Annotated in this window: 10 protein-coding genes; 6 read left to right on the top strand and 4 right to left on the bottom strand. The window is 45.3% G+C overall.

The annotated features are described in order from the left end of the window. The first annotated feature begins 43 nt into the window (after nucleotides 1-43). From PATL_RS09800 to PATL_RS09790, 3 genes are all read left to right on the top strand, one after another. On the top strand, nucleotides 44-1,216 hold the full coding sequence (locus PATL_RS09800) for a phytanoyl-CoA dioxygenase family protein (protein WP_011574736.1): 1,173 nt from the start codon (nucleotides 44-46) through the stop codon (nucleotides 1,214-1,216). A 288-nt stretch (nucleotides 1,217-1,504) separates the two neighbouring features. Further along, on the top strand, nucleotides 1,505-1,900 hold the full coding sequence (locus tag PATL_RS09795; RefSeq protein WP_011574735.1) for a DUF3718 domain-containing protein: 396 nt from the start codon (nucleotides 1,505-1,507) through the stop codon (nucleotides 1,898-1,900). A gap of 334 nt (nucleotides 1,901-2,234) precedes the next feature. Continuing rightward, a complete protein-coding gene (locus PATL_RS09790) occupies nucleotides 2,235-3,275 on the top strand; it encodes a GGDEF domain-containing protein (RefSeq protein WP_011574734.1) in 1,041 nt (346 codons plus the stop codon). Between the two features lie 102 nt (nucleotides 3,276-3,377). Here the strand turns inward: PATL_RS09790 and PATL_RS09785 are convergent, their stop codons facing one another. From PATL_RS09785 to PATL_RS09770, 4 genes are all read right to left on the bottom strand, one after another. Beyond that, nucleotides 3,378-4,307 (bottom strand): alpha/beta fold hydrolase, encoded by a 930-nt coding sequence (locus tag PATL_RS09785; protein ID WP_011574733.1) that lies wholly within the window; start codon nucleotides 4,305-4,307, stop codon nucleotides 3,378-3,380. A gap of 81 nt (nucleotides 4,308-4,388) precedes the next feature. Continuing rightward, nucleotides 4,389-6,191: an acyl-CoA dehydrogenase C-terminal domain-containing protein gene (locus tag PATL_RS09780; RefSeq protein WP_011574732.1), complete on the bottom strand. Its 1,803-nt coding sequence runs from the start codon at nucleotides 6,189-6,191 to the stop codon at nucleotides 4,389-4,391. 47 nt (nucleotides 6,192-6,238) lie between these two features. Beyond that, nucleotides 6,239-7,420, bottom strand: coding sequence for an acetyl-CoA C-acyltransferase (locus tag PATL_RS09775; RefSeq protein WP_041714374.1), 1,182 nt, complete (start codon nucleotides 7,418-7,420; stop codon nucleotides 6,239-6,241). A gap of 34 nt (nucleotides 7,421-7,454) precedes the next feature. Further along, nucleotides 7,455-9,563 (bottom strand): 3-hydroxyacyl-CoA dehydrogenase NAD-binding domain-containing protein, encoded by a 2,109-nt coding sequence (locus tag PATL_RS09770; protein ID WP_011574730.1) that lies wholly within the window; start codon nucleotides 9,561-9,563, stop codon nucleotides 7,455-7,457. A 263-nt stretch (nucleotides 9,564-9,826) separates the two neighbouring features. Here PATL_RS09770 and PATL_RS09765 point away from each other — a divergent pair, with 263 nt between their 5' ends. From PATL_RS09765 to PATL_RS09755, 3 genes are all read left to right on the top strand, one after another. After that, entirely contained in the window at nucleotides 9,827-10,747 is a 921-nt protein-coding gene (locus PATL_RS09765; RefSeq protein ID WP_011574729.1) for a haloalkane dehalogenase, read from the top strand. Between the two features lie 14 nt (nucleotides 10,748-10,761). Next, nucleotides 10,762-11,529: an SDR family NAD(P)-dependent oxidoreductase gene (locus PATL_RS09760; RefSeq protein ID WP_011574728.1), complete on the top strand. Its 768-nt coding sequence runs from the start codon at nucleotides 10,762-10,764 to the stop codon at nucleotides 11,527-11,529. Nucleotides 11,530-11,606: 77 nt separating this feature from the next. Next, complete coding sequence (locus PATL_RS09755) at nucleotides 11,607-13,256, top strand: long-chain-fatty-acid--CoA ligase (protein WP_011574727.1); 1,650 nt, start codon at nucleotides 11,607-11,609, stop codon at nucleotides 13,254-13,256. Nucleotides 13,257-13,492 lie beyond the last annotated feature (236 nt).

The following is a 13,492-nucleotide window of genomic DNA, read 5'->3' as shown; positions in this document are numbered from 1 at the left end:
GAATGATTGCGTTAACGAAATATTTACAAAAGAGGAACACGGTATGATGAAAGATATCAGCGCGTCTATCGACGCCTGCGCGACTCACTATGGTGACAATGCTGACGCAATGCGACAATACCTACTAGACGGACAAGCCAAAGCGGTTGCACTGCCGAATCGCGGACCTTTGCTATTTAATCAACAGGGCCAGTTAGACAAGAAGATTTTAGAGGCGTACGACACATATGGGTTTTATATCTTCGAAAATGTGTTAAGTGCGCGTGAGCTTGCAGATATAGAGCAAGATTTGGCTCAGTTGAAGCAACGATTTGCTACTGAAAACGGTGCAACGGTGAATGCAAAAGGTGAGCCCGCATTAGGCGTAGATTGCAAAGCCCCTAATCTCCTTTGGGCTAAACCATTGGGGGATCCTTTAGGGGGAACTCCCATCGCAAACGGCCGTCATCAAGTGAAATTGTTCGAGCCGACCGCAGCCAGTAACGCCCCAAAAGAATCACCGTTTGTATTGCTAGGATCATTGCAGTTCTCCCCTGCTTGCTTGCGCGTGTATGCTCACCCTGAATTATTAAAAGTAGCGGAAGCGATTAATGGGCGAGACTTTGCGCCGTTTCATGAATGTTTATTTATCAAGGAGCCAGGCTTAGGGGCAGCGGTCTCTTGGCATCAAGATGGGGATACCCATTGGGACAACCCTGAGTTTGATTCACAAATTCATGGTTTTAATTTCATGGCACAAGCTTACGGCAGCACAGCGGTCAATGGTGTGTGGGTGGTCCCTGGCTCACACAAAGAAGGTAGAAAAGACATAAAGCAATTGGTCAAAGAGGCCGGCAGCGAACGCATTCCAGATGCACTACCGATTATTTGTAACCCAGGCGATGTGGTTATCTGTAATCGTCAACTGGTTCACGGTTCATTTGCTAATACTGGGTTCGAACCACGTATTACTATCAACTTTGGCTTTCATAAGCGCTCGTCTGTGCTGGATGTAAAAGGCGCGGGTATTCACAGTGAAGCCGTGGTGTATGACGAAAAACTAATTGAGCAGCGCTCCCATGCTCTGGGCTACGCCATTGAGGCGCGAAAAGCACAATACCCAGATGAAACCGCTTACCAGTATCAGCCTCTTGCCCACAGCAAAGTAGATTTCAGTTGGCAAACCAATACCTTAGATAAGCTCAAAGATTACAACCTACTTGATTTAAGTATCTAATTCGCCTGATGTAACAGTGACATTGCTATAATTCAGAAGACAAGCATAAACAATGTTATGCTTGTCGCTTTTCATCGTTGTTCATTTCCCATAAGCCCTTCTTTTCAACATTCGTCATACACGCTAATTGATGCGTTCGCATCTTAGCAATTCATTCTGCACGTATTAGCCAAAGGTATTAAACCTAATACCAAAGTATCGACTTGTAGATTTTTTAATCAGATTAGATCGGGTTAAATCACTCCATCGAAACGAGTTACCAAATACATAAACACCGAGGAACTGACCATGTTGAAAATTGTTAAAGCTTCTATCGCTATTGCTACTACTTCTATTATCTTCGCTGCGCCTGCTCAAGCTGACGTTGCAGAAGCATTGCAAAATATCTGCACTATCGTTAAAGCAGATGATAAAGGCGAACTGCGTAAAAAAATGAAACGCGTTCAGTCTGACTATCGCCTTAAATTACAAGATTACTATTCAGGCATCAGCTGCGGCGGCAACAGCTTAATACGCACTGCTATGCTAAATGATGCCGTAGAGACTGGCACACTGATGGTAAAAAAGATGCCAAAGAGCGATTTAAGTTCGCCAGAGCAAGACGGTAAAACAGTGGTGGCTTGGGCCACAGAAAACGGTTTAACAGGGTCGCCTATTGTTGCGGTATTGAACGACCGTATCTAATCACTACACTTATAAAAAGTTTCAACATGGTAAGTCAGGTAGCGCTACCTGACTCCTTTAAAAACGGCCTCTTTTGAGGCCGTTTTTTTATATTCCTGAAAAGCCCTCACATCAATACCAATAAACTATTCCTCCCTAACCGATAATTTACGCAAGTTGGTGATAATTAACTTTAATCAATTGATAACTTGCCCATTAGTGATAATGTTAAACACAATATCGAGTAGACTACCCGCGTCTCTTTAGGAACGTGTATTCGCCTATCGGTCGGAACACCAACATTTTTTACTTTCATTTACCCTAGCCTGTGATGTAAGTGTTGTGCGAGATACAAATGACGGATCAGTTAGTACAGAACTATAAGTATCGCAGAGATATCATGGTCGTGTTGCTTATGGTGACCTTTCTCGGTGGGGTTATTTTCTCGATAATCAATTTTTATCGAGGTTTATGGTCTCTTGCGTCTATTGAATTATCCTACGGGGTATTTTCACTTTGGCTTTGGTTTAGGATCCAGAACACCAAGCACTTTCAGCGCTGGGTTACCATTTATGTGGTGCCGTTTTTTATCATTATGATTTATGGGCTGTCACTGCCCCAATCATCTGAATCTATTTTCGTATGGATATTAACCATACCCGTTATTTCATACCTTTTGATGGGCCGAGTCAGAGGGTTCTGGTTTTCAACGACTTTCATTATTTGTGGTATTTTTGCCTATCACTGGCGCTTTATTCGCGAAGACCACCTGTTGTCACTCAATGTCGCTATATCCACCAACGTGATATTGAGTTCTCTTTTAATGATGGCGTTCGCCCATGTCTATGAACGGACAAGAGAAGAGAACGAAGGGCGTCTATTATCGCTTGCCGGCACAGATCCACTCACCGGCCTTGCGAATCGCATGAAGCTCAATGAAGGGTTTCAACAACTTAGCGCCCTAGCCACTCGCCACAATACACCTCTAACCGTTGTGTTGTTTGATTTGGATTTATTTAAAACCATTAATGATGTCCACGGACATTCAGTAGGTGATGATGCGCTTCGCCATGTGGCGACATTTTTACGCAAGAATACCCGTAAAACCGACCTATTAGCCAGGTTCGGTGGCGAAGAATTCGCCTTAATAATGGTAGCGACCCCCATAGAAAAAGGTTTTACACAAGTTGATGAATTGCGTAAAAAGCTAATGAGTACGCCTTTCTCAACCACTAAATGTGATATCAAAATTACCCTAAGTGCTGGATTGTCTACTTACGGTGCTGACGGGGAAGATTTAAACCAACTGCTAAATAAAGCAGATAGACGTTTATATTATGCCAAAGAAAATGGCCGTAATCAGGTCATCGCTCATGATGATGAAGCCAAGCAATAATATTGCACGCGCGAGCTATTTTTTACGATAGCTAACGCGTTAAAAATACCGCGCCAAACTTTCCCCCTTAAGGTAAGTTCGTGTCGGATATCATCAAGCGTTCTAGGCTGTAAGAAAGCGCTTAATCGCAGAGTTTACCTCGTCAGGTTTCTCATGATGTAGCCAGTGAGTTGCATCGCTAAAACGCACAATTTCACAATCCGGTACGTAGGCCTCAATTCCTTGTAAAACGTCTGTGACAAACGCTTCATCTTGCTCCCCCCACAAAATCAATGTCGGCATCTCAATTCGAATATTGGGGATCTTGAACCCGTTGGGCTCGCTTTCAGACGTCTGTTTTACGTCATTAATAACTATCTCTGCAGCTTCTACCGGAGGTAATTGAGGCATGGCGCGATAATACTGCAGCATTCCGTTAACGGCGCCAGGTTGCTTCCACGCACGTATGTACTCTGCTTTTTGACGCTCACTAAACTGAGTCTCATGCATTCCCTCAAACAACATACTTCTTAACATCGAAAAATCGTCACTCTTCACAAACTCGACACCATTGTCAGCGACAAGCTGATGAATATAAGCGCTTTTTTGTCTCTGTTGTGGGTTGCTCGCCATTTCTCGAGTAAACGTGCTTGGGTGCGCCGCATTTAAAATAATCAACTTATTGAAAAGTTGCGGGTGAAACGCGGCCAAGGGCCATGCTATAGCACCGCCCCAATCATGGGCGACCAAGTGCACTGGATTATCTTGGCTTACTTTTTCCACAAATTTGGCGTACAAAGCAATAAGGTTCGGCACCGTATAGGCAGCTAATTGACTTGGTTTATCGCTTAAGTTGTAGCCCATCAAGTCGGGCACAATGACGCGATATTGCTCACGAAAATACTCGATTTGTGCCTGCCACGTGCCCCAGTATTCAGGGAACCCATGCAGGAAAACAATGGTTTCGGGATTGGGGTTATCACTGTGACACGCCGCTTCGACGTAATGCAATGACACGCCGTTTATATCCGCGTAATGATGACTAATAGGCATCGTCTGTCCCTTTAATAAAAAAGGCGAACGCTTTCACATGAAAAGGTTCGCCTTTGCTTATTCTAATGAATAAGTGAAGTGTTATGCACCTAGATCGAATTGATCAACTGGCATGCTCATTAAGCTGTCAGATCCGGTTTCGATTGCTGACACAAGCGAGCGCGTACGGGTTAACAAACGGTCGAAGTAAAACTTAGCCGTATGTAACTTCGCTTGGTAAAAATCAGCGTTATCTGCACCTGCATCAAGTTTTTCTTGGGCTAATACGGCCATTTTCAACCAGAAATAACCTACCGTCACGTAACCAGAGTACATTAGGTAATCAACTGAAGCAGCGCCTAGTTCATCAGGGTTTTGTGCTGCACGTTTAGTAATATCGACCGTGATTTGCTTCCACTCATCAAGGTGTACTTCAATTGCATTTGACCATGCGTTGAATTGACCTTTGTCACGAATGCTGACACAGAAATCACGTACTTCTTGAGTGAACACTTCAAGCAATTTACCGTTTGAGCCAACCACTTTACGCGCCAGCAAATCGATCGCTTGAATACCCGTCGTGCCTTCATACATAGTACAAATACGCGTATCACGGGCCAACTGCTCCATGCCCCACTCTTTGATGAAACCGTGTCCACCGAAAACTTGCATACCGTAACTAGTTGATTCTTGTGCCGTTTCAGTTAAGAAGGCTTTCACAATAGGCGTTAAGAAAGCGAGTTTAGCTTCGCTTACTTGTTTAGCGGCTTCATCTTTACTGTATAGGGTAATATCAACCAACTTCATGGCATAAATCGCCAGTGCACGGTTGCCTTCAGCAAAGGCTTTTTGGGTTAATAACATACGGCGCACATCAGGGTGCACTATGATTGGATCTGCAGGCCCATCTGGGTTCTGCACCCCTTTCATTGAACGAAACTGTAAACGGTCTTTTGCATAAGCTAAAGCACCTTGAAACGCCGTTTCGCTTGATGCCAAACCTTCAAGGCCGGTGCCGATACGTGCCGAGTTCATGAAGGTAAACATGCAGTTCAAACCGCGGTTTTCTGTGCCCACTAAATAGCCTTTTGCGCCATCAAAGTTAATCACGCAGGTGGCAGAACCTTTGATACCCATTTTATGCTCAATTGAACCACACGTAACGGCGTTACGATCTACGTTTTCACCGTCTGGGCTCACATTGAATTTAGGTACAACGAACAAAGAAATCCCTTTCGTGCCTTCAGGCGCATCAGGTAAGCGTGCGATAACAATATGCACAATATTTTCAGACATATCGTGCTCACCGGCTGAGATAAAAATCTTAGTGCCGGTTAAGTTGTAGCTACCATCATCGTTTTTGACGGCCTTCGTTTTAAGCATACCAAGGTCAGAGCCACAATGAGGTTCGGTCAAACACATAGTGCCGGTCCATGTACCTGCGACTAATTTGTGCAAAAACATCTTCTGTTGCTCTGGCGTACCGTGTGCTTCAAGTGTCGCCATACAACCTTGGCTTAAACCTGGGTACATGGCCCATGAATGGTTTGCACCAGAGAGCCACTCGCCTAACGCAGATGAAAGTGAATACGGTAATTCTTGACCACCAAATTCAGCAGGATGTGTCATTGACGGCCAACCGCCCTCAACATATTGCTGGTAAGCTTCTTTAAAACCTGTAGGCGTGGTCACCACTGAGTTTTCCCAGGTACAGCCTTCGTCATCACCTACCGCATTAAGCGGAGCCAATACGTTTTCGCTAAACTTCGCAGCTTCAGAGAAAATCGCTTCAACCATATCGGGTGATGCATCTTCAAAGCCAAGATCTGCATAGTGCTTTTCAAAGCCAAGTAGTTCATTCATGACGAACAACGCATCTTTCTGCGGCGCTTTATAACCTTCCATTTTTGTAACCTCTTTTGCATTTTGGCGCCCCTAAGGGCGCCTAAAATTTAATAAACTTCGAACAAACCTGCCGCACCCATGCCGCCGCCGATACACATGGTACATACCACGTATTTCGCACCACGGCGCTTACCTTCGATAAGCGCGTGACCCACCATACGTGCACCACTCATACCGTAAGGGTGACCGATTGAAATGGCACCACCGTTAACGTTAAGCAATTCATCAGGAATACCCAACTTGTCACGGCAGTACATTACCTGAACAGCGAACGCTTCGTTAAGCTCCCATAAACCAATATCGTTCATCGTTAGGCCATGTTGCTTAAGCAACTTTGGAATAGCGAATACTGGACCAATGCCCATTTCATCTGGTTCACAACCGGCTACCGCGATACCGCGATAAGCACCTAGTGGCGTTAAGTTTTGTTGCTCGGCTAACTTAGAATCCATTAGTACGCTGGCTGATGCACCGTCAGACAACTGACTGGCATTACCCGCCGTGATCACGCCGCCTTCAATAACCGGCTTAAGGCTTTTGAGACCTTCGAGCGTGGTCTCTGCGCGATTACCTTCATCTTTACTTAACGTTACTTCTTGAAAACTTTCTTCTTTTGTCTCGCGGTCAACAATCACTTTAGTGGCTGTTACTGGCACGATTTCATCGTCAAATTTACCAGCGGCTTGACCTGCTGCGGTGCGCATCTGGCTTTGTAGTGCATACTCATCCATTGCATCGCGGTCGATGCCGTAACGTGCAGCAACCACTTCAGCGGTCTGCAGCATAGGCATGTAAATGTTTTTATGCATTTTAGCCAACGCTGGATCAACCATACGATGAGTATTCATGTATTTGTTTTGAACCAAACTAATTTGGTCAAGACCCCCGGCTACCATCACAGGTACGTTGTCCGTGATGATGTGCTTAGCCGCAGTTGCGATAGCGTACATGCCCGAGCTACATTGACGGTCCAGGGTCATACCTGATACCGATGTAGGTAATCCACCAGCAAGACCGGCTAAACGACCGATGTTCATGCCGCCGCTACCTTGAGTTAATGCACTACCCATGATCACATCATCTACGGAGGCAGGGTCGATACCGGATTTCTTCACTGCTTCGCGAATAGCGTGACCGCCCATGCTTGGCGCTTCAAGATTATTAAACGCACCTTTATAAGCACGGCCAATTGGAGTTCTTGCGGTTGATACTATGACTGCTTCTTTCATCATTTTTCTCTCTATTTAATCGGTTAAGTAGGTGTTACTGTTTGAAATCTGCAAAGCGTTTGCCCTGCTCAGCCAGTTGTTTCAACAACGGAGCTGGTTCAAACCAGTGGCCGCCGTACTCACCTAATTCATCGCGATATTTACACATCGCGTCATAAACTTTTTTCAAGCCAATTTCATCTGCGTATTGCATAGGACCGCCGCGGTAAACCGGGAAGCCGTAACCATAAACATAAATAACATCGATATCGCTTGATTTAGCGGCAATACCTTCTTCCAAAATCAATGCACCTTCGTTAATCAAAGGAAAGATAATGCGCTCTAGAATTTCTTGGTCTGAGATGTCACGTTGGGCAATGCCTAAACGTGCGGCCTCTTCTTTTGCCATTTCAACCACTTCAGGGTCAGGGATCGGCATTCTGTTACCCGGCTCATACATATAAGCACCGCGACCAGATTTAAGACCGACACGACCTTGTTTCACTAAGCGGTCAGATACCACACAGTAACTCGGATCATGGGCAATAAATTCACGTCGTGATTCGCGTACGTAAAAACCGATGTCTAAGCCTGCCATGTCTCCCATGGTGAATGGGCCCATAGGCAAACCAAAATCGTAAATCACTTTGTCGATTTGCTGCGGCGTAGCCCCTTCAAGCATTAAGCGAGCGGCTTCACGGCCGTACGGTTCGATCATGCGGTTACCCACAAAGCCGAAACAAACACCAACCAGCACAGCGACTTTATTGATTTTCTTCGCCATCTGCATACAGGTTTTGATAACGTCTGCAGAGGTTTTTTCAGCTTTGACGACTTCAAGCAGTTTCATCACGTTAGCTGGGCTAAAGAAGTGCAAACCAATCACATCTTCAGGACGTGATGTAGACGCCGCAATTTCGTTGACATCTAAAGTAGAGGTGTTTGAAGCGAGTATGGCGCCTTTCTTACATACTTTATCCAGTGCACCAAATACTTCTTTTTTGACTGACATCTTTTCGAAAACGGCTTCAATAACTAAATCTACGTCGCTTAGTGCTTCGTATTCAGTTGAACCTTGCAATAACGCCATGCGATCTTCAACAGCTTGTTGGGTAAGCTTGCCTTTCTTAGCGGAGTTTTCGTAGTTCTTACGAATAAGCGCAAGGCCCTTGTCCAATGCCTCTTGCTTAAGTTCAAGCATGATGACCGGTATACCAGCATTGGCGAAGTTCATAGCGATCCCGCCGCCCATGGTGCCTGCGCCAATAATGCCGACCTTTTTGATATCTCGGGTAGGTGTGGATTTGTCGTAATCGCTCACGTGAGCAGCCGCGCGCTCTGCAAAGAAAAAGTGCTGCTGTGCGCGAGCTTCTTTCGAGCCCATGCATTCCATGAACAATTCACTTTCACGCACCAAGCCTTGCTCAAATGGCAACGAAACAGATGCTTCAACAGCTTGGATACAACGCTCAGGGGCAAAAAATCCGCGAGCTTGCTTTTTAAGGCCTTGACGATATTGAGCAAATAGCTCATCAGGCGCGCTAGCTTTATCAATAGCCACATCAGAGGTTTTGCGCACCTTCGCACCCTCAGCAACCACTTTTTGGACAAATGCCATTGCTTCACTGAGTAAGTTTGTTGGGTCTTCAACTATTAAGTCAAATACACCTGCTAACTTGCTGGCTTTTTCTGGGCGTCCCGACACTATCATATCGAGTGCTTTTGCCACGCCTGCCAAACGAGGAAGGCGCTGAGTACCGCCCGCGCCAGGTAATATACCTAAATTCACTTCTGGCAAGCCAACCTTGTTACTGGCAAACGTAACGCGATAATGACATGAAAGCGCCACTTCTAGACCACCACCAAAAGCAGGGCCATTGAGTACGGCAATAACTGGCTTACTTGCATTTTCGATAACATCTAAAACGGTAGGTAGATGCGGCTCTAAATTACCGCCAGAAAATTCACTGATATCAGCACCGCCAGAGAACAATGCTAACTTAGATGAGATTACAATTGCTTCGACCTGATCGTTGTCCAGCGCTTGGTTAATGTTTTCAATTAAGCCAACACGAACTGACTTAGATAACGCATTAACCGGTGGGCTCTGCATATACAAAACCGCGACATTTCCTTGTACTTCAGCTATCACTGCTTGACTCATAAACACCTCTTACCAGATAAATTAGTAAACGAATACTAGGTCAGGGAGTTGAATCATCCAAATTTATTGGTTTTATATTGATTAATAATTAGAGGTAATAACGTAGAAAAATTCAACTGCCACATATTATTCATTAAATTCATACTTCTGCATTAATTTAGGCGAGTTGACTTTTGATGAGCCAAATGATTTTCTAATACTCCGTTTACAAAATTAACAAAGCACTTACACACCGTTATTTGCACAACGTTAGGAAGTCATTAATGCAATATTTACGCACCTCAGACGACTGTTTCGAAGGTTTGTCGGGTTACTCGTTCGCGCCTCATTATATAGAAGTAGACGATTTTGAAGGCGGCAACTTACGCATGCACTACCTAGATGAAGGTAGCAAAGAAGGTGAAGTGGTCTTAATGCTTCATGGTGAACCATCGTGGAGTTATTTATACAGAGACATGATCAAACCCATTGCCGATAAAGGCTATCGGGTCATTGCACCTGACTTAATTGGTTTTGGACGTTCTGATAAACCCACCCAGCGCTGCGACTATACTTACCAGCGGCATCTCGATTGGATCCGTAACATCCTTACACAACTTAATTTAAAGCAAGTCACACTAGTCTGCCAAGATTGGGGCGGCTTGCTCGGGTTGCGTTTAGTGGCTGAGCACCCAGAGTTGTTTGCACGTGTATTAGCAGCAAACACTATGCTACCCACCGGCGATCATCCCCCAGGTGAAGCCTTTATGAAGTGGCGCGCTTTTTCACAAGAAGTACCTGAATTTCCGGTTGCAGGGATTATAAAAGGCGCCACAGTGACAGCGTTATCCACTGACGTACTAAACGCTTACGATGCGCCCTTTCCTACTGAAGCGCACAAAGCAGGCGTGCGCCAATTCCCTTTATTGGTGCCTGCGACAACAGACGACCCACAAACGCAGAACAATCGTAAAGCGTGGCAAGTTCTACAGCAATTTAACAAGCCTTTTATCACGGCGTTCAGCGATAGCGACCCGGTTACCGCTGGCGGCGATAAAATAATGCAAAAACTGATCCCTGGCACTCAAGGTCAGTCTCACACCACGATCACGCAGGGCGGGCATTTTTTGCAAGAAGATCAACCACAGCAGTTAGCGAAAGTATTACTGCAATTTATTAACGACAACCCCATTTCAACAGATTAAAAGCGAGTATCAACATGGATTCATTATTAGATTTTAACGGTCAAGTGGCATTAATTACGGGTGCAGGCAGTGGCTTCGGTCGTTTATTGTCAAAAGGGTTAGCTGAGCGTGGTTGTAAGTTGGTGATCAGCGATATCGACCCAAAAGGTTTAGCCGAAACAGTTGAAGGCCTGAGTGAATTTGCAGATAGCATTGTCGCCCAGCATTGCGATGTATCAAAAGAAGCTGATTGCAAAGCCATGGTTGACAGCGCGATGGACAAATTTGGTCGAGTGGACATTGGCGTCAACAACGCAGGCATCGCTCACAGCATGGCACCTATGCACACCCTTGATGAAGCGACCATGGACAAACAAATGGACGTGAACGTCAAAGGCGTTATGTTCGGCATGAAGTACCAAATTGAAGTCATGCTTAAACAAGGTAGCGGTCATATTCTAAACGTGAGTTCACTTGCTGGTCTGGGTGGTGCACCGAAAGGCGCTGCTTACTCAGCAGCAAAACACGCGGTTATCGGGTTAACCAAAACGGCGGCGATTGAATATGCACGCAAAGGTATCCGCGCAAACTCAATATGTCCTTTCTATACTCCAACCAATATATTGAATATTGACGGTGAAATATCGCAAGAAGGCATTAATCAATTAGCAGTAGGTTGCCCGATGAAGCGCCTTGCTACGCCCCAAGAAATTGTTAACGCCATGCTATTAGTGCTTTCACCCGGCAACACCTACATGACAGGTCAATCTATCGCCCTTGATGGTGGTGTGACTGCTTGGTAGTAACGAAAAACTAGCTATTAACTAATGTATTAAAAGGGGCAATCTAATTGCCCTTTGATGTGAATAAGGAACCGTAAATGCAAGCTCTAATGATGAACTCACAGTTGATGATTTCAAACATTTTAAAACACGCTGAGAGGAACTATCCAAAGCGTGAAATCGTCTCTGTTACCTCTGACAATCCGCGCCACCGTTATACCTACAAAGATTTAGCGACGCGTACCCGTAAGTTAGCCAACGCGCTTGCGTCATTGGGTGCTAAGTTTGGAGATCGCATCGGCACGCTAGCATGGAACGACTACCGCCACTTGGAGCTTTATTACGCCGTGTCAGGCAGTGGTATGGTGTGCCACACCATCAACCCTAAATTGTTTCCAGAGCAGGTTAACTACATCATTAATCACGCACAAGACAGATTCATTTTTGTTGACGTGTTGGTCATGCCATTAGTCGAGGCCCTTGCCCCTCATCTGCCCAAAGTAGAAGCGTTTATCGTGTTGACCAGCAAAGCCAATATGCCTGATACCACGCTTGAAAATGTGTTTTGCTATGAAGAACTCATTGCTGACCAGTCTAGTGATTTTACATGGCCTGAGTTTGACGAAAACACCGCCAGCGGGATGTGTTACACATCAGGCACCACAGGTAACCCTAAAGGCGTGGTGTACAGCCATCGTTCAACATTACTGCACGCTTATGCTGGGGCGCTACCTGATGTAACTAATGCATCAGGGCGAGAAACCGTGTTACCAGTAGTCCCTATGTTTCACGTTAATGCATGGGGTTTACCCTACGCTACCATTATGACTGGTGCTAAATTGGTGATGCCTGGTCCTAAAATGGGTGATGGCGAGACACTCCACGACCTGATTGAAACTGAGAAAGTCACGTTTAGTTCTGGTGTACCCACTATATGGTTGGCCCTACTGACCTATTTAGATAAAAGTGGTAAAAAAATACCTTCTCTTAGCCGAGTAACGGTAGGCGGCGCGGCTTGTCCTCGCGCCATCATTGAGCGTTTCAAAGACAACCATGACACTATGGTGTATCAGGGTTGGGGTATGACAGAGACAAGCCCTTTGGGAACATTCTTTGGTTTACAACCCGGTATGGAAGACTACACCGATGAGCAAATCACTGACTTACAAACCCTACAGGGCCGCGGTGTATTTGGTATCGAAATGCGTATCGTCGATGAAGACAACAACGAATTACCTTGGGATGGTGTCGCGTTTGGCGCCTTAAAAGTTCGAGGCCCATGGGTGATAAGTGGCTATTACGGCATGTCGCAAACACCGGGCGAAGAAGGCTGCCCGGTAGATGATAAAGGCTGGTTTGATACCGGTGACGTAGCAACGATTAATGCCGATGGGTATATGCAAATTACCGATCGCACCAAAGACGTGATTAAATCTGGCGGCGAATGGGTAAGCTCTATCGATATTGAAAATGCAGCCGTTGGCCATCCCGCTATCGCAGAAGCTGCGGCCATTGGTCGTTATCATCCTAAGTGGACAGAACGCCCGTTATTGATTGCTGTACGTAACCCAGATTCACAGGCCACAAGTGCTGAAATATTGAGTTTCCTAACCGACAAATTGCATAAATGGTCTTTGCCTGACGATGTGGTATTTGTAGATGAACTGCCCCACACTGCCACAGGTAAATTGAACAAGCTGGCACTGCGTAAATCCTTCGAAGATTATGAGTTTCCTGAAGCGGGTTAATTTTTGAATCTATTTTAGAAATTCAATGTCACCATCACGTAAAAAGGCTCAGCAATGAGCCTTTTTCCTTTCCTCATCTGTTCTCATCGTCTTATTCTTCGAAACAAGTATTAACTTTTTGTTAGTTGCATTTTTGCCGTTTTCACCTAATCTGCGCGTCAAACAAATGCAGTCAAAGCGCTTAACACACTAAGCCATTGCATTTAGTTAAAAACAATTAATAACAGGGATTTACT

Source organism: Paraglaciecola sp. T6c, from assembly GCF_000014225.1.
Taxonomy (GTDB): Bacteria; Pseudomonadota; Gammaproteobacteria; order Enterobacterales; family Alteromonadaceae; genus Paraglaciecola; species Paraglaciecola atlantica_A.
The sequence above is the reverse complement of the archived record's forward strand: the minus strand, read 5'-3'. Positions and strand labels throughout refer to the sequence as shown.